This is a genomic window from Micromonospora palomenae (genome assembly GCF_007829925.1).
Classification (GTDB): Bacteria; Actinomycetota; Actinomycetes; order Mycobacteriales; family Micromonosporaceae; genus Micromonospora; species Micromonospora purpureochromogenes.
On record NZ_VIXA01000002.1, the window covers coordinates 361,331 to 382,066 of the forward strand.

The window sequence follows — 20,736 nt, forward strand, 5'->3', positions numbered from 1 at the left end:
CGGCGCGGTGTCGCGTCGCGTCCGAGCTATCGCCCCGGGACCGGGGTAGTCAGAGGACGGAGCGGGGATGGACAGACAGACGACACGACGCCGGGGCAGGGCCCTGGCGGCGCTGGGGCTGGCGGCGTTGCTGCTGGCCGGTTGCGGAGCGGCGGACCGCTCGACCTCGGCGGGTGACTCGGCGGCCGAGGCCCCGGCGGGTGGGGCCCCGGGGGCGGGTGAAGCCCAGCCGGGCAAGGCGGGCGCGGGCGCGCCGGACCTACGGGTGGACCAGCGGTCGATCATCTACACCGGAACGATGCGGGTGCAGGTGGACGACGTCGAGGGCGCCGCCCGTCGGGCGGTCGCCGCGGTGGTCGCGGCCGGCGGGTTCGTGGGCGGCGACAACCGGCGCAGCGTGGCCGCCGACGCCGAGGCGGAACTGGAGCTGCGGGTGCCGGCGGCGAAGTTCACCGCGCTCATCGACGAACTGGCGACGTACGGCAAGCAGCAGCGCCGGGAGGTGAAGACGCAGGACGTCACCGAGGAGACGGTCGACCTGGACGCCCGGATCGCCACCCAGCGGGCCCGGGTGGACAGTGCCCGCAAGCTGCTGTCCCGGGCCACCTCGATCCCCGAGCTGGTGTCGCTGGAGGACGAGGTGTCCCGGCGGGAGGCCGACCTCGCCTCGCTGGAGGCGAAGAAGCGCCGGCTGGCCGACCTGACCGCGCTCTCCACGATCACGGTGACGTTCGTCGGGAAGGACGCCTCGACGGCCGAGGAGGAGACCGAGACCGGCTTCATGGTCGGGCTGCGCGGCGGCTGGAAGGTCTTCGTGGCCTCGATGACCATCCTGCTGACCGTGCTCGGGGCGGTGCTGCCCTGGCTGCTGACCTTCGGCGTACCCCTGGTGGTGTTCCTGGCGGTGCTGCGCCGGCGGCGTCGGGGGCGGCCCGCGCCACCGGCACCGCCCACCACGCCGGTCGGCGCGCCGCGTCCGCCGGCGCCTACCGCACCGCCGCCAGTGCCCGCAGCGCGGTCTGGACCATGAGGCGTACCCCGGCGGGGATGGCCCGCTCGTCGACGTCGAACGACGCCCGGTGCAGGTCCACGTTGGGCCCGGACCGGCCGACGCCGAGGCGGGCCAACGCGCCGGGGACGTATTCCAGGTACCAGGAGAAGTCCTCGCCGCCCATGCTCTGCGGCGTCTCGGCGATCCCCTCGGGGCCGAGCGCCGCGGCGGTGGCGGCGGTGAGGACCCCGATGGCGCGGGCGTCGTTGCTCACCGGCGGACGGCCGCGCAGGTATTCCAGATCGACCGTGGCGCCGGTGGGCGCGATGACGTCCCGAACCACCTGAGCGACGATCTTGGGAGCCAGTTCCCAGGTGTCGCGGTCCATCACCCGCAGGGTGCCCGAGGCGCACGCCTCGGACGGGATGACGTTGTACCGGGTGCCGGCCGAGGCGTGGCCGAACACCAGCAGCAGCCCGCTGTTGGCCGGCACCCGCCGACTGACCAGCGCCGGCACCTCGGTGACCAGCCGGCCGAGCGCGTCGACCAGGTCGACCGTCAGGTGCGGCCGGGCGGTGTGCCCGCCCGGGCCGGTGAGCCGGACGGTGACGTTGTCGGCGGCGGCGGTGATCGGGCCGACCCGCAGGCCCACCTTGCCCACCGGCAGGTTGGGATCGCAGTGCACGGCGAAGATCTGGACCACGTCCTCCAGGCCGCCGGCCTCGATGACCTCCAGCGAACCGCAGGGCAGGATCTCCTCGGCCGGCTGGAAGATCAACCGCACCCGGCCGTCGAGCTGGCCGGCGTCGGCGAGCTGGGCCAGCAGCATGCCGACGCCGAGCATCACCGTGGTGTGCACGTCGTGGCCGCAGGCGTGGCAGACGCCCTCCACCGTGGACTTGTACGACACGTCCTTGACGTCGGTCAGCGGCAGCGCGTCGATGTCGGCGCGCAGCGCGATGACCGGCCCGTCGGGGCGGCCGTCGATGTCGCAGATGACCCCGTTGCCCTTGGGCAGCAGCCGCGGGTGCAGGCCGGCCAGGGAGAGCTCCCGCGCGATCAGCGCCGCCGTCTCGAACTCCTCGCCGGAGAGCTCCGGGTGGGAGTGGAGGTGGCGACGGGTGGCGATGAGGCCGGGTACCCGCAGGGCGAGCAGATGGTCGAGCTCGTAGGGCAGGGGCTGGGACCCGGATGGCGCCTCCGGCCAGGACGACGCCAGCTGGCTGCCGTTCGGCAGCGTCAACGCACTCGTCACGTCGAATTCTCGATCACTAGGAATGGACGGATCATCGGGGAGGACAGCAGACAGCCTAGACCTCCGACGGTGACGCTGGGCAACCTCGTTACGGTAGTGATCGGACCGCACAGCGTCACGTAAGCCCTGGTGAGAGGGCTCGAATATCTGCGGGACAGCAGGTAGATCGCGTTCGAACGCCGTCATCTGCCCCACACCTCCTACAACGCGTAACCGATTCGGCGGTCGCGAAATCGGCGTCGATCCGGGGCCGTCGTTCCGAATTGTCGCATTAGTCGCCGCAATTAACTGCCGCTCGGACAATTAACCGACGACAGCCGGCGACCAGGCGACTCCCGACGGTGACACGGTCGTCCCGCGCGCGGCCGGACACGCTGTCCGTCCCGTTCACCCGTCCGGGTTACCCAGGAACCCACGCCGCACACGCCCCGCCCGGAAGGCCACGCTGCCCGGGCGCCCACGGGAGCCTCGAGGAGCTCCGTGCCGCACCGGGTACCTGCACCGACCGTAGCTCCGGCGGGGCACCCCTGACGACCCCTGTCGACCCCGACCGCACACGACGGCGGCCCCCGCCGGCACCCGGGGGGCACCGGCGGAGGCCGCCGTTCACGCGCTGGTCAGAAGCGGTCGCTGGGCCGGTACGTCCCCCAGACCTGGCGCAGCGTCCCGCAGACCTCGCCGACCGTGGCCCGGGCCCGCAGCGCCTCCTTCATCGGGTAGAGCACGTTGTCGGTGCCCTCGGCCGCGGCGCGCAGCTCCGCCAGGGCCCGCTCGACCGCGTCGTTGTCCCGCTCGGCGCGCAGCCGGGCCAGCCGGGACGCCTGGGCGGCCTCGATCGCCGGGTCCACCCGCAGCGGCTCGTACGGCTCCTCCTCGTCGACGGTGAACCGGTTGAGGCCCACCACCACCCGCTCGCCCGAGTCGATCTCCTGGGCGATCCGGTACGCGGACTGCTCGATCTCGCGCTTCTGGAAACCCGCCTCGATGGCGTCCACGGCCGAACCGTGGTCGGCCACCCGGTCCATCAGCTCCACCGCCGCCGCCTCGATCTCGGCGGTCATCGCCTCCACCACGTACGACCCGGCGAACGGGTCCACGGTGGCGGTCAGGTCCGTCTCGTACGCCAGCACCTGCTGGGTCCGCAGCGCCAGCCGGGCCGCCTTCTCGGTGGGCAGCGCGATCGCCTCGTCGAAGCTGTTGGTGTGCAGCGACTGGGTGCCACCGAGCACCGCGCCCAGCCCCTGCACCGCGACCCGGACCAGGTTGACCTCGGGCTGCTGGGCGGTGAGCTGCACGCCGGCGGTCTGGGTGTGGAAGCGCAGCATCATCGACTTCGGGTCCTTGGCGCCGAAGTCGTCGCGCATCAACCGGGCCCAGATCCGCCGGGCGGCGCGGAACTTCGCCACCTCCTCCAGCAACGTCGTGCGGGCGACGAAGAAGAACGACAGCCGGGGCGCGAAGTCGTCCACGGCCAGCCCGGCCTCCAGCGCGGCGCGGACGTACTCGACGCCGTTGGCCAGGGTGAACGCGATCTCCTGCGCGGGCGTCGCGCCGGCCTCGGCCATGTGGTAGCCGGAGATGGAGATGGTGTTCCACTTCGGCACCTCCTTGCGGCAGTAGCCGAACGTGTCGGCCACCAGCCGCAGCGAGGGCTTCGGCGGGAAGATGTACGTCCCCCGGGCGATGTACTCCTTGAGGATGTCGTTCTGGATGGTGCCGTTGAGCGCGGAGCCGGCGACCCCGGCCTCCTCGGCGACGAGCTGGTAGAGCAGCAGCAGCACCGAGCCCGGCGCGTTGATGGTCATCGAGGTGGAGACCTTGTCCAGCGGGATGCCGTCGAAGAGCATCCGCATGTCCTCGATCGAGTCGATGGCCACCCCGACCTTGCCCACCTCGCCGTGCGCGATCGGGTCGTCGGAGTCGTAGCCCATCTGGGTGGGCAGGTCGAAGGCGACCGACAGCCCCATCGTGCCGGCCCGCAGCAGCTGGTGGTAGCGGGCGTTGGACTCGGTGGCGGTGCCGAAGCCGGCGTACTGCCGCATGGTCCACGGGCGGGACGTGTACATGGTGGGGTAGACCCCGCGGGTGTACGGATACTCCCCCGGGCCGCCCAGCCGGGTCTCCAGCTCCTCGGGGAGGTCGGCCGCCGTGTAGACGCCCTTGATGGGGAAACCGGACTCGCTGGACCGCCGTTCGCTCATCACCGGATGGTAGGACGCGCGAGCGTGTCGATGGGTGAGGGATAGCGCACACCCCGGTCGACGGCAGGTGAGCGCGCGGGCACATACGGTCCGGTAGGCAAAGGTGCGCCGCGTCGGGTTTCGCATCGGGCGTCGGAACCAGCAAGATAGGGGGGTTGTGTCCCAGCCCCCTCGATATCCCCCGGTGGCTTTTCTGTGACTCAGATCCCGACGTGGAGCGGCGGACCGGTCAGTCCTCCCAACGGACGCGCGGCACCCGGCACGATCATCGGTGGCCGCTACTCGCTGCGGTCCGCGGTGGGCAACGGCGGCATGGGCACGGTCTGGCGTGCCACAGACACGCTGCTGCGGCGCGACGTGGCGGTCAAGGAGGTCGTCCTGCCCCCGGGGCTGGCCCCCAGCGACCGCGACGCGATGTACGAGCGCACCCTGCGCGAGGCCCGCGCCGCCGCGGCCATCCAGCACCCGGCCGTGGTCCAGGTGTACGACGTGGTCACCGAGGGTGGCCGGCCGTGGATCGTGATGGAGCTGCTGGACGCGCGCAGCCTCGCCGACATGGTGATCGAGGACGGGCCGGTCGCTCCTCGCGCGGTCGCCAAGATCGGCATCGCGCTGCTCGGCGCGCTGGAGGTGGCGCACGCCAACGGTGTGCTGCACCGCGACGTCAAGCCGGCCAACGTGCTGATCTGCACCGACGGCCGCTGCGTGCTGACCGACTTCGGGGTGGCCCGGATGCCCACCGACGTCCAGCTCACCACCCCCGGGATGGTGCTCGGCTCGCCGCACTTCATCTCCCCCGAGCGGGCCATGGGCCAGGAGTTCGGCCCGCCGAGCGACCTGTTCTCCCTCGGCGTGACGCTCTACACCGCCGTGGAGGGCCGGCCGCCGTTCGACAAGGGCGACCCGATCGAGACCATGCACGCCGTGGTCGAGGACCCGCCCGCCACGCCGCAGCGCAGCGGGCCGCTGACCCGGGTGCTGATGGGCCTGCTGGAGAAGGACCCGGGCCGCCGGCTCGACGTGCACACCGCCCGGGCGATGCTCCGCGAGCTGCTCGCCGGGCCGCTGACCAGCACCGCCACCGCGGTCAACTCGGTCACCGACCCGTACGCGGTGGTGCCGGTGCAGCGCCCGTCGACGCCGCCCCCGGCGGCCGAGCCGGAGCCGAAGCCGAGCGGGCAGATCGGCGGCCGGGCCATGCTGGCTCCCGACGAGTCGCTGACCGACCGGCTGGCCGCGCTGCGCCGGGGCGAGCGGCCGAGCCCGGCCGCGTCCGCCGCCGGGCTCGACGACACCAGTGCCGACGCGCTGGCCGGCCCACTGCACACCCCGACCGGCGCGATGCCCTCGGCGGGCCGCCCGCCGGGCACCACGTACGGCGGGGCGCCGGAGGCCACCCAGCGGTTCAGCACCGGGCACCCGGACGCGACCCAGCGCATCGGCGGCGGGCGCTCCGACGCCACCCAGCGGATCGGCGGCCATCCCGACGCGACCCAGCCGGTGTACGGCGGCGCGCCGGAGGCCACCCAGCCGGTCTACGGCGGAGGCCAGTGGTCGGTGCCGGGCACCGGCCAGTCGTGGACCTCACCGACCACCGCGCCGGCCGGGGCCACCGGCGGTGGCGCGCTCGACAAGGTCCGGGGCACCGGCGGCAAGCTGGTCGCCACGGTGCAGGGCTGGCCCCGCAAGCTCCAGCTCGCGGCGGCCGGCGCCCTGGCGGTGGTGCTGCTGATCGGCACGATCGCGATCTTCAGCGGCGGCGACGAGGAGCCCGGTACGCCGGCCCAGGTCCAGCCGAGCGCGCCCGCGGCCGGCGGCGAGCTGCCCGAGATGCAGGAGCACAACGCCAGGGGCGTGCGGGTGATGGTGCCCAAGGGCTGGAAGAAGGCGACCGGCGGCTCCTACGTCGACTACGTGGACCCGCAGGACGACGGCCGCAAGGTCCGCATCCTGGTCGAGAAGGGCGGCAGCAGCTCGATGCGCTGGGCCGAGGTGGCCGAGGACGGGTTGAAGAACCGGTTCAAGTCCTGCCCCAAGCCCTACAGCCAGATCGGGATGACCGAGCAGGAGCTGGCCGGCGAGCCGGCGGCGGAGCTGGAGTACACCTGCGGCGAGGGCGGCGACAAGCGGCACGGCGTGTGGCGGGGCGTGGTCCACGAGGGCAAGATCTTCTCGTTCTATCTCTCCACCACCGATGCCAAGTTCGCCGAGAGCAAGCCGATCTTCGACGAGATGGTGAAGTCGTTCCAGCTCACGGCGGCCAGCTGAGTCGAGGCCACCGGGACGTGGTGATCCGCCGCCGTGCTATCCATAGGCAATGGCGGCGGAAACCACTGACCTTGACGACATTCGCGACCGGGCCCGGCGTTGGCTCGACGACGATCCCGACCCGGCCAGCCGGGACGAGCTCCGCGCGGTGCTCGACCGGCTGCCGGCGAGCGCGCCGGAGCTGGCCGACCGGTTCGCCGGGCCGCTGACCTTCGGCACCGCCGGGCTGCGCGGCCCGCTGCGCGCCGGCCCCAACGGCATGAACCTCGCCGTGGTCACCCAGGCCGCGGCCGGGCTGGTCGGCTGGCTCGCCGCCCAGGGCGGCGAGGGTCCGCTGGTGATCGGGTACGACGCCCGGCACGGTTCGCGGGAGTTCGCCGAGCGCACCGCCCAGGTGGCCACCGGCGCGGGCCGGCCGGCGCTGCTGCTGCCCCGGCCGCTGCCCACCCCGGTGCTGGCGTACGCGGTCCGGCACCTCGACGCGGTCGCCGGGGTGATGGTCACCGCCAGCCACAACCCGCCGCAGGACAACGGCTACAAGGTCTACCTCGGCGCCCAGCTCGGTGGGGCGCTCGGCGCCGGGGCGCAGATCGTGCCGCCGGCCGACGCGGGGATCGAGTCGGCCATCCGGGCGGTCGGCCCGCTGGCGGAGGTGCCGCTCGGCCCGGCCGGTCAGGTGCTCGGCGACGATCTGGTGGCGGCGTACGTCCAGCGGGCCGCCGAGGTCGTCTCCCCGGACGGCCCGCGCGACCTGGCCGTGGCGTACACGCCGCTGCACGGGGTCGGCGCGGCGGTGCTGACCGCCGCCTTCGCCCGCGCCGGCTTCCCGGTGCCCGGAGTGGTGCCGGAGCAGGCCGAGCCGGACCCGGCCTTCCCGACCGTGAACTTCCCCAACCCGGAAGAGCCGGGCGCGGTGGACCGGCTGGTCGCACTCGCCGACTCGACCGGCGCCGACATCGCGATCGCCAACGACCCGGACGCGGACCGGTGCGCGGTGGTCGTCCGCGACGGTGGGACGGGCTGGCGGATGCTGCGCGGCGACGAGGTGGGCGCCCTGCTCGCCGATCACCTGATGCGGCGCGGCGTCACCGGCCTGTACGCCACCACGATCGTCTCGTCGTCGCTGCTGCGGGCGATGTGCGCGGCGCGGGACCTGCCGTACGACGAGACGCTGACCGGGTTCAAGTGGATCGTCCGGGCCGGTGGCGGGGCGCACCCGCTGGTGTTCGGATACGAGGAGGCGCTGGGCTACTGCGTCGCCCCGGAGCACGTCCGCGACAAGGACGGCATCACCGCCGCGCTGATCGTCGCCGAGCTGGCCGCCGGCCTCAAGGCGCAGGGCCGGACGCTGACCGACCGGCTGGACGAGCTGGCCGCCGAGTTCGGCGTGCACCACACCGACCAGCTCTCGGTACGCGTCGACGACCTGCGCGAGATCGCCACCGCGATGGCCCGGATCCGGGCGGCCACCCCGACCACCCTGCTCGGGCAGCCGGTCAGCGCGGCGGAGGACCTGCTCCCCGCCTCCGACGTGGTGATCCTGCGGACCGACGCCGCCCGGGTGGTGATCCGTCCATCCGGCACCGAGCCGAAGCTCAAGGCGTACCTGGAGGTGGTGGAGGCGGTCGTCGACGGCGACGTCGCCGCGGCCCGCACCCGCGCCCAGTCCGCCGTCACCGCGCTGCGCACCGAGATCGCGGCGGCCCTCGGCCTCTGACCGCCCGCTCACCGGGTTGATCAAGAGGTTTGCGTCCGGAAAGCGCTTACGGGTGACGCAAACCTCTTGATCAACGAGGCGGAGGGTGGGATCAGGCGCGCTTGCCGAGAGCCTGGTCGACGGCTTGGGCGAGGGCGGCGACCACCAGGCCGACGGAGGGGCGGACGACCGAGTCGTCGAGGCTGACGTTGCCGGAGAAGCCGGCGCCGCCGGCGATCTCCTCGAGGCGGCGGCGGGCGTCGACGGCGGCGTCGCCGCTCAGGCCGAGCGCCGGCTCCATCCGCAGCACCGCGACCAGGGTGGCCAGCGCGGCGGTCCGCTCGTCGGGCAGCTGGCCGCCGGCGAGCGCCTCGGCCAGCCGCCGCCGGCTGTCGTCCTCCACCGAGGCGTCCGCCACCGGGTAGCGGTGCACCACGATGAAGTCCAGCTCGGTCTCCTCGACGTCCCGGACCACGCCCCGGGCGACCAGGTCACCGAGGATCCGGTCGCGCAGGCCGTGCCGCAGCCGCTGCACCCAGGAGGACGGGCTGTGCGGGGTGTCGGCCGCCATCCGGCCGAGCACCCCGTCGATGATCGGCTCGCCGACCGGCGTCGGGTCGGTCACCGTCAGGGACCCGTCGGCGTACGCGATCCGCCCGGCCAGGGCCAGCTCGACCAGGACGGCCGCCGCCATCCCCAGGTCGAGGCTGATCCGGGGCATGGTCGCCCGGCCGGTCTCGTCGTCGTACGCCAGCAGCAGCAGCTCTTCGGCGAGCGCAACACCAGTCATGGCCCGAGACGGTAGCGGTTGCGCGCTCGCGTGCGCGCCGACCCGCCGAGATCCGTCCCGGGACCGTGACCGGCTCAGAACCGGGGCATGCCGCCGAACTGCCGGTCGCCGGCGTCGCCCAGCCCCGGCACGATGAACATGTTGTCGTTGAGCCCCTCGTCGATCGACGCGGTGACCAGGCGCAACGGCAGGCCGGACTGCTCCAGCCGGGCGATGCCGACCGGCGCGGCGAGCACGCAGAGCACGGTGATGTCGGTGCAGCCCCGGTCGGCGAGCAGCCGGCAGCAGTGCTCCAGCGAGCCGCCGGTGGCCAGCATCGGGTCGAGCACCAGCACCGGCAGGCCGGTCAGGTCGCGCGGCAGCGACTCCATGTACGCGCGCGGCTCGTACGTCTGCTCGTCGCGGGCCAGGCCGACGAAGCCCATCGAGGACTCCGGCAGCAGGCCGAGCGCGGCGTCGGCCATGCCGAGACCGGCCCGCAGCACCGGCACCAGCAGCGGCGGGTTGGCCAGCCGGGTGCCCTCGGTGCCGGTGACCGGGGTCTGCACCGGGTACTTCTCGACCGGGAAGGTGCGCGCGGCCTCGTACACCAGCATGGTGGTGAGTTCGTGCAGCGCGGCCCGGAACGACGACGAGTCGGTGCGGGCGTCCCGCATGGCGGTCAGCCGGGACTGGGCGAGCGGGTGGTCAATGACGTGTACGTCCACGATCGCTCAACCTACCGGTCCGCCCGCTGCCGCACTGCCGGTGCGGGGTGACCAGCGACCCCGCTCACGTGCGGCAGCGCCGGCAGAGCCGGCGTGACCATGATCACTGCGCCGCAGGATGCGTAGTATTCGGGGCATGACGGCGACAGCGACGTCGGCCCGGTCGGAGCTCTCCGAGCTGGGACGATCCGAGACCGCTCTGCGGACCTTCCTGCACGGCCTGCCCGGCGTGGACCAGGTCGGCGCGGAGCAGCGGGCGGCACAGCTCGGCACCCGCTCCATCAAGACCACCGCCAAGGCCCAGGCGATCGACCTGGCCATCCGGATGGTCGACCTGACCACCCTGGAAGGCGCGGACACCCCCGGCAAGGTGCGGGCGCTCGCGGCCAAGGCGCTGCGCCCCGACCCGGCCGACCCGACCTGCCCGCACGTCGGCGCGGTCTGCGTCTACCCGGCGATGGTCCCGTACGTGGCCGAGGTGCTGCGCGGGTCCGGGGTGCACCTGGCCAGCGTGGCGACGGCCTTCCCGTCGGGTCAGGCGCCGCTGGAGATCAAGCTGGCCGACACCCGGGCGGCCGTCGAGGCCGGCGCCGACGAGATCGACATGGTGATCAACCGGGGCGCGTTCCTGGCCGGGCGCTACAAGGAGGTCTACGACGAGATCGTGGCCACCAAGGAGGCCTGCGGGGACGCCCACCTCAAGGTCATCCTGGAGACCGGCGAGCTGGCGACCTACGACAACGTGCGGCGGGCCTCCTGGCTGGCCATGCTGGCCGGCGGCGACTTCATCAAGACCTCCACCGGCAAGGTCCCGGTCGCGGCCACCCTCCCGGTGACGCTGGTGATGCTGGAGGCGGTCCGCGACTTCCGCGCCGCCACCGGGCGGCAGGTCGGCGTGAAGCCGGCGGGCGGCATCAAGACCACCAAGGACGCCATCAAGTACCTGGTCATGGTCAACGAGACCGTCGGCGCGGACTGGCTGGCCCCGGACTGGTTCCGCTTCGGCGCCTCCAGCCTGCTGAACGACCTGCTCATGCAGCGCACCAAGCTGACGACCGGCGTCTACTCCGGTCCCGACTACTTCACCCTGGACTGAGAGTGATGTTCGAATACGCTCCCGCCCCCGAGTCCCGCTCGGTGGTGGACCTGAAAGCCTCCTACGGGCTCTTCGTCGACGGCGAGTTCGTCGACCCGACCGACGGCGGCACCTTCAAGTCGATCAACCCGGCCTCCGAGGAGGTCCTGGCCGAGGTCGCCGAGGCCGGCGCGCAGGACGTGGACCGCGCGGTCCGCGCCGCCCGGGCCGCGTACGAGAAGGTCTGGGGCCCGATGCCGGGCCGGGACCGGGCCAAGTACCTGTACCGGATCGCCCGGATCATCCAGGAGCGCTCCCGCGAGCTGGCCGTGCTGGAGTCGCTGGACAACGGCAAGCCGATCAAGGAGTCCCGCGACGTCGACCTGCCCCTGGTCGCCGCGCACTTCTTCTACTACGCCGGCTGGGCCGACAAGCTCCCGTACGCCGGCTTCGGGCCGGACCCGAAGCCGGTCGGCGTCGCCGCGCAGGTCATCCCGTGGAACTTCCCGCTGCTGATGCTGGCCTGGAAGATCGCCCCGGCGCTGGCCGCCGGCAACACGGTGGTGCTCAAGCCGGCCGAGACCACCCCGCTGACCGCGCTGCTCTTCGCCGAGATCTGCCAGCAGGCCGAACTGCCGGCCGGCGTGGTCAACATCGTCACCGGCGCCGGCGAGACCGGCCGGGCGCTGGTCGAGCACGCCGGCGTGGACAAGGTGGCCTTCACCGGCTCGACCGAGGTCGGCCGGGCGATCGCCCGCTCGGTCGCCGGCACCCGCAAGAAGCTCACCCTGGAGCTGGGCGGCAAGGCCGCCAACATCGTCTTCGACGACGCCCCGGTCGACCAGGCGGTCGAGGGGATCGTCAACGGCATCTTCTTCAACCAGGGGCACGTCTGCTGCGCCGGCTCCCGGCTGCTGATCCAGGAGAACGTCGCCGACCGGGTGCTGGATTCGCTGAAGCGCCGGATGGCGCAGCTGCGCGTCGGCGACCCGCTGGACAAGAACACCGACATCGGCGCGATCAACTCCGCCGCCCAGCTGGAGCGGATCCGCGAACTCTCCGACGCCGGGTCGGCCGAGGGCGCCGAGCGCTGGTCGCCGCCGTGCGAGCTGCCCGAGCGGGGCTTCTGGTTCGCGCCGACCATCTTCACCGGGGTCACCCAGGCGCACCGGATCGCCCGCGAGGAGATCTTCGGGCCGGTGCTGTCCGTGCTGACCTTCCGCACCCCGGCCGAGGCCGTCGAGAAGGCCAACAACACCCCGTACGGGCTGTCGGCCGGGATCTGGACCGACAAGGGCTCCCGGATCCTCTGGATGGCCGACCGGCTCCGTGCCGGCGTGGTCTGGGCCAACACGTTCAACAAGTTCGACCCCACCTCGCCGTTCGGCGGCTACAAGGAGTCGGGCTACGGTCGCGAGGGCGGCCGGCACGGGCTGGAGGGCTACCTCAATGTCTGAGCGGGTCGCGGTACGCAAGACGTACAAGCTCTTCATCGGCGGGAAGTTCCCACGCAGCGAGTCGGGGCGGTCGTATCTCGTGCAGGACGCGAATGTGTCGTTGGCCTCCCGCAAGGACGCCCGGGACGCGGTGCTCGCCGCCCGCGCCGCCGTGAAGGGGTGGGCCGGGGCGACGGCGTACAACCGGGGTCAGATCCTCTACCGGGTCGCCGAGATGCTGGAGGGCCGGCGCGAGCAGTTCGTCGCGCTGGGCGTGCCGGGCGACGAGGTGGACGCGGCGGTCGACCGCTGGGTCTGGTACGCCGGCTGGTCCGACAAGCTCCCCCAGGTGTACGGCGGGGCCAACCCGGTCGCCGGCCCGTACTTCAACCTGTCCGCGCCCGAGCCGACCGGCGTGGTGGCCGTGGTGGCCCCCGAGTCGCCGGCGCTGCTCGGCCTGGTCAGCGTGATCGCCCCGGCGATCGTCACCGGCAACACGGTGGTGGTGGCGACCTCGCCGACGCAGCCCCTCGCGGCGGTGACCCTGGCCGAGGTGCTGGCCACGTCCGACCTGCCCGGCGGGGTGGTCAACCTGCTCACCGGCAAGATCACCGAGACCGTCCCGACGCTGGCCGCGCACATGGACGTCAACGCCCTCGACCTGAGCGGCGTGACCGACGCCGAGCTGGCGGCGGAGCTGGAGGTCAAGGCGGCGCAGAACCTCAAGCGGGTGCTGCGTCCCGCCCCGGCGGGGCACGACTGGACCGCCGACCCGGGCATCACCCGGATGACCACGCTGCTGGAGACGAAGACGGTCTGGCACCCCAAGGGGGTGTGATCGCGGGTCCGGGTGGGGTTTCGGGGGAGCCCCACCCGCTCCGGGCGGTCAGGCTTGATCCCTGCGCGGGTGGGGCTCCCCCGAAAACCTCGGCCTGCCGGGCCCGCGGGGATGTTCAGCTCGCGACTCCTGCCCTGGGAAGGTTCTACTACGGGGGGTAGGATTGGGGGGTGACTCGGCTGGGTGATCTCGAACGTGCGGTGATGGACGTGCTGTGGGACTCGGTCCCCGCCACGTCGGACGGAGTGACCGTGCGCGAGGTCGCCGACGCTCTCGACGGCCGTGAGCTGGCGTACACCACGGTGATGACCGTGCTGGACCGGCTCGCCGGCAAGGGCATGGTGCAGCGCGAGCGGGAGGGGCGGGCCTGGCGGTACCGGGCCGCGGCCAGCCGCGAGGCGCACATCGCCCAGCTCATGCTCGACGCGCTGGACCTCGGCGGCAGCCGGGACGCGGCGCTGGTCCGCTTCGCGCGCTCGGTCACCGGCACGGAGGCGGACGTGCTCCGCGCGGCGCTGGGCGCCGAGGCCGGGCTGACCGATCGGGTCGAGGACCCGCGGGCCGGTCGGGCCAGGCTGGCCGACGAGGCCACGGACAGGTAGGGGCGACAGCCGTGGCCTTCGCCGTGCACTTCGCCGCGTCGATGCTGGCCTGCTACCTGACCGCGCAGGTCCTCGCCGGGTCCACCTGGACGTGGCGCGCCCCCCGGGTCGCGATCGTCTGCTGGCAGGCGGTCGGGCTGGCGCTCGGCCTCTCCGCGATGGGCCTGCCGATGGCGCTCGGCCTGGCCCCGTACGACCGGCCGACCGGCAGCGCCCTGCTCGCCCTGGCCACCGACCTGAGCCACGGCACGCTCCCGGCCGGGCTGGGCGCCGTGCACCTCGGGCTGGTCGGCGTCGGCTTCGGCATCGGCGCCGTCCTGCTCACCACGACCGTCCGCAGCATCCACGCCAGCGTCCGCGCGCAGCGCCGCCACCGTGACCTGCTCACCCTGGTCGCCCGCCGGGATCCCACCGTGCCCGGCGCGCTGGTGCTGGACCACCCGAGCGCGGCGGCGTACTGCCTGCCCGGGGTGAAGCCCCGCGTGGTGGTCAGCGCCGGCACGTTGAGCCTGCTCGACCGGGCCGAGCTGGCGGCGGTGCTCACCCACGAGCGGGCGCACGCGCAGGAGCGGCACGACCTGGTGCTGCTGCCGTTCACCGCGCTCTGCCGCGCGCTGCCCTGGTTCCGCTGGGTACGCGACGCGCACGAGCGGGTCGCCCTGCTGGTCGAGATGCGCGCCGACGACAAGGCCCGCGAACTGCACGCCGAGGCGCCGCTGGCGGGCGCGCTACGCCGCTTCGCGGCCTGCGGCGACCGGATCACCCCGGCCGGGGCGCTGGGCATGGGTGACCGCGACCTGGACGCCCGGGTGCAGCGGCTGATGGTGGCCGACCGCCCGCCCCGCCTGATCGGGGCCGCCGCGCTGGCGGTGGCGACCACCCTGGTCGCGCTGCCGGTCTCCCTCTTCCTCAGCTGATTCCGGCTCCCCTCTCCGGCTGAGCCGGACGTTCGCCGTCCCTGCCCCACCTCTTCAGGCCGGTTCGGGCAGCGCATCTACTACAGGCTGTCGTAACCTCGTCTACGACGATGCGTAGTAGGGATGCGTAGAGAAACTACGTGTAGGATCGCTACGACAAGCGAGCCAACCCCTGGAGAGCGGTCATGGACACCCTGCTCCTCGCGCGCCTGCAGTTCGCCACCACCACCTCGATCCACTTCCTCTTCGTGGTGGTCACCCTCGGCCTGGTCACGCTGTTGGTGGGTCTGCAGACGGCCTGGTTCCTCACCGGCAACCCGGCCTGGGAGCGCCTGACCCGCTTCTGGGGCCAGCTCTACGTGATCAACTACGTGCTCGGCATCGCCACCGGCATCGTGATGGAGTTCCAGTTCGGGCTGAACTGGAGCGGCCTGTCGCGCTACGTCGGCAACGTCTTCGGGGCGCCGCTGGCGATCGAGACGCTGGTGGCGTTCTTCCTGGAGTCCACGTTCCTCGGCATGTGGATCTTCGGCTGGCACCGGCTGCGCCGCGGGGTGCACCTCGCGCTGCTCTGGGGCGTCGCGCTGACCGCGTACGCCTCCGCCTTCTGGATCATGGTGGCCAACTCCTGGTTGCAGAACCCGGTCGGCTACGAGCTGCGCGACGGCATCGCCCACCTCACCGACTTCACCGCGCTGCTGACCAACCCGACCCTCGGCATGGCGTTCGGGCACGTGGTCGCCGCCGCGCTGCTCACCGGCGGGGTGCTGATGGCCGCCGTCAGCGCCTGGCACCTGATCCGCCGTACGCCGGACTTCGCGCTGTTCCGCACCTCGCTGCGGATCGGGCTGGTCACCGCCGCCGTCGCGGTGACCCTGGTGCAGGGCTTCGGTTTCGCCCAGTTCGGGCCGGTCGGGCAGGCGCAGCCGACCAAGTTCGGCGGCGGACCGGAGGCCGACGCGCTGGTCGCCGAGTGGACCGCCCGCTTCGGCCCCGGCGACTACAGCCCGCCGGTCCTCTCCAGCGTGGGCCTCGGCTTCATGATCCTGATCGGCTTCACCCTCGGCTGCGTCTGGTTGCTGCTGCCGCTGCTCTGGCGGGACTGGGTCATCCGGCTGCGCTTCCCGCTCTGGCTGATCCTGTTCGCCCTGCCGCTGCCCTTCGTCGCGGTGATCCTGGGCTGGATCGCCCGCGAGGTCGGCCGCCAGCCCTGGGTGGCGTACGGGCTGCTCCCCACCGAGCAGGCCGTCTCCGGGGTGGACGCCGGGTTGATGCTCGCCTCCCTGATCGGCTTCAGCCTGCTGCTCGGTGCCCTCGCCGTCACCAACTGGACGCTGCTCGCCCGGCACGCCGCCCGGGGCGCCGCCGACCCCGCGCTCGGCCGCCCGCCCGGCGCCCACGACGACGCCCGCCCCGAACCCGCCTTCGCCTGAGGAGACGACCGTGGAACTCGCCTGGTACGCCCTGCTCGGGCTCTTCTTCGCCACGTACCTGGTCCTCGGCGGCTACGACTACGGCGTCGGGCTGCTGCTGGCCCGGGGCACCGACCCGGCCCGCCGGCGCGCGGCGCTCACCGCGCTCGGCCCGTTCTTCCTCGGCAACGAGGTGTGGCTGGTCGCCGCCGTCGGCATCCTCTTCGGCGCCTTCCCCACGCTGGAGGGCGAGCTGCTCTCCGGCTTCTACCCGGCCGTGGTCGGGGCGCTGGTCGGGGTGATCCTGGTGACCGCCGGGGTGCAGCTGCGCAGCCGGCCCACGGCCGAGGCGACCCGGGCCCGCTGGGACCGGGTGGTGGTCGCCGGGAGCGCGCTCGCCGCGCTGGGCTGGGGCGCGCTGCTCGGCGGGCTGCTCCAGGGCGTACCCCGGCACGCCGACGGCCACGTCGCCGGGGTGACCCACCTGGCCACCCCGTTCGCCGCCGCCGCCGCGCTCGCGATGCTCGCCCTGGTCGCCGTGCACGGTGCGACGTTCCTCACCCTCCGGCTGCCGGCCGCCGACGCCGCGGTGGTCGGCCGGCTGGCCCGCCGGCTGGTCCCGGTGGCGCTCGCCGCGGTCGCCGCGGCCACCGTCCTGGGCCTGCTCTCCGAGCGGGTACGCGCCGCCGCGGCGCGCCCGCTGTTCGCCGTACTCCTGCCGTTGTCGCTGGTCGCGGCGCTGCTGGTGGCGCGGGCGGCGCTGCGCCGGGGACGGCCCGGCGTGGCCTTCGCCGCCACCGGCGTGGCGCTGGCGCTGCCGGTGGCGCTGGTCGGGGCGACCCTGTGGCCCTCGGTGCTGGTCTCCACGGTCGACCCGGCCGCCTCGCTCGGCGTCACCGACGCGGCGGCCAGCGGCCCGACGTTGCGGCTGCTGGGCTGGCTGGCGCTGCCGCTCCTGCCGGCCCTACTAGGCTTCCAGGCGATGTGCTGGTGGGTTTTCCGGGGACGGACCGACGGCAGGGCACCGGTGTACTGGTGAACCGCCGTCCCTTCGACCCGCGTCTGCTGCGTCGGGTCCCCGCGGCCCGGCGCGACCTCGCCGTGCTCGCGGTCCTCGGCGGGCTCACCGCGCTGCTGGTCGTGGCGCAGGCCACCGCGCTGGCGGCGTTGCTGGCCACCGCGATCGGCGGCCGGCTCGACACGGTGGCGCTGGCCGGTTTCGTCACCGCCGTCGGCGCACGCGCACTGGTCGCCGGGGCGCAGGGCACCGTCGCGGCGCGGGCGGCGGCCACCGTGAAGGCGACGCTCCGCGCCGACCTGCTCGCCGCCGTCGGCCGGCACGGGCCCGGCTGGGTCGCCGGGCAGCGCGCCGGTCAGCTCGCCACCCTCACCGGCCGCGGCCTGGACGCGCTGGACGCCTACTTCACCGGCTACCTCCCGCAGCTCGTGCTCAGCGTGACCGTGCCGCTGGCCGTGCTGGCCCGGCTGGTCCTGGCCGACTGGGGCTCGGCGCTGATCATCGCGCTGACCATCCCGCTGATCCCGGTCTTCGGCGCGCTGCTCGGCTGGCAGGCGCAGGCCGCCACCGAACGCCAGTGGCGACGGCTGTCGCTGCTCGGCGGGCACTTCCTCGACATGGTCGCCGGGCTCCCCACGCTGCGCACCTTCGGCCGGGCCCGGGCCCAGACCGACGTGGTACGCCGGATGGCCGACGGGCACCGGGTCGCCACCATGAAGACCCTGCGGATCGCCTTCCTCTCCGCGCTGGTGCTGGAGCTGGTCGCCACCCTGTCGGTGGCGCTGGTCGCGGTGCCGGTCGGCATCCGGCTGCTCAGCGGCGGGATCACCCTCTCCACCGCGCTGCTGGTGCTGCTGCTCACCCCGGAGGCGTACCTGCCGCTGCGGGCGGCCGGCAGCAAGTTCCACGCCAGCATGGAGGGGCTCACCGCGCTGGACGAGGCGCTGACCGTCTCCGCCGCCCCAGCCGCCGCCGCGCCTCCCGCCGAGCCGGCCCCGGCGCCGGACGGCCACGGCGAGATCCGCTTCACCGACGTGACCGTGGCGTACGAGCGGACCACCGCGCTGCGCGAGGTCAACCTGACCATCCGGCCCGGCGAGCGGATCGCGGTCATCGGGCCGAGCGGCGCCGGCAAGAGCACCCTGCTCGGCCTGCTGCTCGGCTTCGTCACCCCCACCTCCGGCCGGGTCACCGTCGACGGCGTCGACCTGGCCGAGGTCGACCGGGACGCCTGGCGCCGGCAGGTCGCGTGGGTGCCGCAGCGGGCGCACCTCTTCGCCGCCTCGCTCGCCGACAACATCCGCCTCGGCGCCCCCGACACCCCGGACGCGGCGCTCGCCACGGCGGTCGCCGACGCCGCGCTCCAGGACGTGGTCGCGGACCTGCCCGACGGGCTGGCCACCACGTTGGGCGAGCGCGGGCACGGCCTGTCCAGCGGGCAGCGGCAGCGGGTCGCGCTGGCCCGGGCCTTCCTCCGGGACGCCCCGCTGGTGCTCCTCGACGAGCCGACCGCCCGGCTGGACAGCGCCAGCGAGGCGGTGGTGCTGGCCGCGACCCGGCGACTCGTCGCGGGGCGTACCGCGCTGCTGGTCGCGCACCGGCCCGCGCTGCTGGCGGACGCCGACCGGATCCTCCGGATCGAGGACGGCCGGGTCACCGAGCTGACCCCGATCCCCGCCGGGGAGGCGACCCGATGACCACCGGAGGAGTCCACCCGGAGGGCCGCGACACCGGCGGCCCGACCCCGGCGGAGCTGCCGCCACCACCGGCCCCGGCCGCGCACACAGGCGCGGAGCGCGCCGTGCTGCGGCTGGCCCGGCCGTACCTGGGCCGGCTGGTCGGCGCGGGGCTGCTCGCCGCGGCGACGGAGTTCGCCGGACTGGCGCTGATGGCCACCGCCACCTGGCTGCTGATGAGCGCTGCCGGCCGGCCACCGCTGGACCGGCTCACCGTGGCCATCGTCGCCGTCCGGGCGCTCGCCATCAGCCGGGGCGTCTTCCGCTACACCGAACGACTCGCCGGTCACGACGCCGTGCTCCGGATGATCACCGACGTGCGGGCCCGGGTCTTCGCCACCCTCGCCGCCCGCCGGGGGCCCGCCGAACAGCGGTCCGGGGACGCGCTGAGCCGGCTCGTCTCCGACGTGGAGGCCGTCCAGGACCTGCTGCTGCGGGTGCTCGTCCCCGGGGCCGCCGCCGCGCTGGTGAGCCTGCTGGCCGTCGGCGGGGCCGCGCTGGTCTCGCCGCCCGCGGCCGGGGTGCTCGCGGTGGGCCTGCTGGTCGCCGGGGTCGCGCTGCCCGTGCTGGCCACCGCGCTGACCCGGCGGGCCGCCGACGAGGTCGCGCCGCTGCGCGGGGCACTCGCCACCGACGCCGTCGACCTCACCCACGGCGCCGCCGACCTGGCCGCCTTCGGCGCCACCGGGTACGCGCTGCGGGCCGCCACCGATCGCGCCGACCGGCTGGCCCGGCTGGAACGCCGGCTCGCCCGGACCGGGTTCGCCGTCGACGCGGCCGGGGTGCTGGTCGCCGGGCTGACCGCCGCCGGCGTGGTGCTCGCCGCGCTGCGCGCCGGAGTCGACGGGGTGCTGGTCGGCGTGCTGGCCGTCGGCACCCTGGCGGCGGTGGAGATCGCGCTGGCCCTGGTCGGCGCGGCCCGGCAGCGCACCCAGCTCCGCGCCGACCTCGACCGGGTCGCCACGCTGCTCGACACCCCGCCGGCACCGACCGCTCCCGACGGCGGGGCGACGGTGGCCGCCCGGGCCGGGCACGACGTGCGGTTCGACGGGGTGACCGTGCGCTACCGGGAGGGCGCCGCTCCGGCCCTGGACGGCGTCGACCTGGACCTCCCGGCCGGCCGCCGGGTCGCCGTGGTCGGCCCGAGCGGCGCCGGCAAGAGCACCCTGGCCGCCGTGCTCACCGGCGCGGTGCACCCCGACGCGGGCCGGGTCACCCTGGACGGGGTGGACCTGTCGGCGTACCCGGCCGAGGAACTGCCCCGGGCCATCGGCGGGCTGCTCGCCGAGGCGTACGTCTTCCACGCCTCCGTCCGGGACAACCTGCTGCTCGGCCGGCCCGCCGCCGGTGAGGAGGAGCTGGCCGCCGCCACCCGGGCCGCCGGCCTGCTCGACTGGGTACGCGAGCAACCGGACGGCTGGGACACGGTGGTCGGCGAGGAGGGCGGTCAGCTCTCCGGCGGGCAGCGGCAGCGGCTCGCCCTGGCCCGGGCGTTGCTCGCCGCCCCGGCCGTGCTGGTGCTGGACGAGCCCACCGAAGGGCTCGATCCGGCCGCCGCCGACGCGGTGCTCGCCTCCGCGCTGGCCGCCACCCCGGCCGGGCACACGGTGCTGCTGATCAGCCACCGGCTCAGCGGTCTCGACGGGCTGGACGAGATCGTGGTGCTGGACGCCGGACGGGTGGTCCAGCGCGGCCGGCACGCCGAGCTGATGGTCACCCCCGGCTGGTACCGCGACCAGTGGCTGCTCCAGGCGGCGGCCGAGCGGGGATACCTCGCCCTGGCCCCCTGAGCCC

Annotated in this window: 16 protein-coding genes; 12 read left to right on the forward strand and 4 right to left on the reverse strand. The window is 74.1% G+C overall.

The window, feature by feature from the left end; translation table 11 throughout:
- Positions 1–67: 67 nt before the first annotated feature.
- On the forward strand, positions 68–1,030 hold the full coding sequence (locus FHX75_RS12600) for a DUF4349 domain-containing protein (protein WP_154939628.1): 963 nt from the start codon (positions 68–70) through the stop codon (positions 1,028–1,030).
- On the opposite strand, the gene FHX75_RS12605 is transcribed toward FHX75_RS12600, so the two are convergent.
- Both FHX75_RS12605 and FHX75_RS12610 read right to left on the reverse strand, forming a co-directional pair.
- Positions 987–2,246: an amidohydrolase gene (locus tag FHX75_RS12605; protein WP_154939631.1), complete on the reverse strand. Its 1,260-nt coding sequence runs from the start codon at positions 2,244–2,246 to the stop codon at positions 987–989. The genes FHX75_RS12600 and FHX75_RS12605 overlap by 44 nt on opposite strands.
- Before the next feature lie 617 nt (positions 2,247–2,863).
- Positions 2,864–4,447, reverse strand: a complete 1,584-nt coding sequence (locus FHX75_RS12610) for an acyl-CoA mutase large subunit family protein (protein WP_154939633.1) — start codon at positions 4,445–4,447, stop codon at positions 2,864–2,866.
- Between the two features lie 195 nt (positions 4,448–4,642).
- On the opposite strand from FHX75_RS12610, the gene FHX75_RS12615 reads away from it, so the two are divergent.
- Both FHX75_RS12615 and FHX75_RS12620 read left to right on the forward strand, forming a co-directional pair.
- On the forward strand, positions 4,643–6,715 hold the full coding sequence (locus FHX75_RS12615; protein WP_154939635.1) for a serine/threonine-protein kinase: 2,073 nt from the start codon (positions 4,643–4,645) through the stop codon (positions 6,713–6,715).
- 49 nt (positions 6,716–6,764) lie between these two features.
- On the forward strand, positions 6,765–8,432 hold the full coding sequence (locus FHX75_RS12620; RefSeq protein ID WP_154939637.1) for a phospho-sugar mutase: 1,668 nt from the start codon (positions 6,765–6,767) through the stop codon (positions 8,430–8,432).
- A gap of 91 nt (positions 8,433–8,523) precedes the next feature.
- Here the strand turns inward: FHX75_RS12620 and FHX75_RS12625 are convergent, their stop codons facing one another.
- Both FHX75_RS12625 and upp read right to left on the reverse strand, forming a co-directional pair.
- Complete coding sequence (locus FHX75_RS12625) at positions 8,524–9,201, reverse strand: GOLPH3/VPS74 family protein (protein ID WP_154939639.1); 678 nt, start codon at positions 9,199–9,201, stop codon at positions 8,524–8,526.
- Positions 9,202–9,275: 74 nt separating this feature from the next.
- Positions 9,276–9,908, reverse strand: a complete 633-nt coding sequence (gene upp / locus FHX75_RS12630) for a uracil phosphoribosyltransferase (protein WP_154939640.1) — start codon at positions 9,906–9,908, stop codon at positions 9,276–9,278.
- Between the two features lie 136 nt (positions 9,909–10,044).
- Here upp and deoC point away from each other — a divergent pair, with 136 nt between their 5' ends.
- From deoC to cydC, 9 genes are all read left to right on the forward strand, one after another.
- Positions 10,045–11,004 carry a deoxyribose-phosphate aldolase gene (gene deoC / locus FHX75_RS12635; RefSeq protein WP_154939642.1) on the forward strand — a complete coding sequence of 320 codons (960 nt, stop codon included), beginning with the start codon at positions 10,045–10,047 and terminating at the stop codon, positions 11,002–11,004.
- Between the two features lie 5 nt (positions 11,005–11,009).
- On the forward strand, positions 11,010–12,440 hold the full coding sequence (locus FHX75_RS12640) for an aldehyde dehydrogenase family protein (protein WP_154939644.1): 1,431 nt from the start codon (positions 11,010–11,012) through the stop codon (positions 12,438–12,440).
- Positions 12,433–13,257, forward strand: coding sequence for an aldehyde dehydrogenase family protein (locus tag FHX75_RS12645; protein ID WP_154939646.1), 825 nt, complete (start codon positions 12,433–12,435; stop codon positions 13,255–13,257). Before FHX75_RS12640 ends, FHX75_RS12645 begins: the two co-directional genes overlap by 8 nt.
- Before the next feature lie 170 nt (positions 13,258–13,427).
- On the forward strand, positions 13,428–13,859 hold the full coding sequence (locus tag FHX75_RS12650) for a BlaI/MecI/CopY family transcriptional regulator (RefSeq protein ID WP_154939648.1): 432 nt from the start codon (positions 13,428–13,430) through the stop codon (positions 13,857–13,859).
- 11 nt (positions 13,860–13,870) lie between these two features.
- Positions 13,871–14,776, forward strand: coding sequence for a M56 family metallopeptidase (locus FHX75_RS12655; protein WP_154939650.1), 906 nt, complete (start codon positions 13,871–13,873; stop codon positions 14,774–14,776).
- Between the two features lie 185 nt (positions 14,777–14,961).
- The gene (locus tag FHX75_RS12660; RefSeq protein ID WP_154939652.1) at positions 14,962–16,209 is read left to right on the forward strand and encodes a cytochrome ubiquinol oxidase subunit I; all 1,248 of its coding nucleotides are present in this window, start codon (positions 14,962–14,964) and stop codon (positions 16,207–16,209) included.
- A gap of 10 nt (positions 16,210–16,219) precedes the next feature.
- Positions 16,220–17,227 carry a cytochrome d ubiquinol oxidase subunit II gene (locus FHX75_RS12665; RefSeq protein ID WP_154939654.1) on the forward strand — a complete coding sequence of 336 codons (1,008 nt, stop codon included), beginning with the start codon at positions 16,220–16,222 and terminating at the stop codon, positions 17,225–17,227.
- Complete coding sequence (gene cydD, locus FHX75_RS12670; protein ID WP_154939656.1) at positions 17,224–18,903, forward strand: thiol reductant ABC exporter subunit CydD; 1,680 nt, start codon at positions 17,224–17,226, stop codon at positions 18,901–18,903. Before FHX75_RS12665 ends, cydD begins: the two co-directional genes overlap by 4 nt.
- Positions 18,900–20,732: a thiol reductant ABC exporter subunit CydC gene (gene cydC, locus FHX75_RS12675; protein ID WP_154939658.1), complete on the forward strand. Its 1,833-nt coding sequence runs from the start codon at positions 18,900–18,902 to the stop codon at positions 20,730–20,732. The genes cydD and cydC overlap by 4 nt, the downstream gene beginning before the upstream one ends.
- The last annotated feature ends 4 nt before the right edge of the window (positions 20,733–20,736 follow it).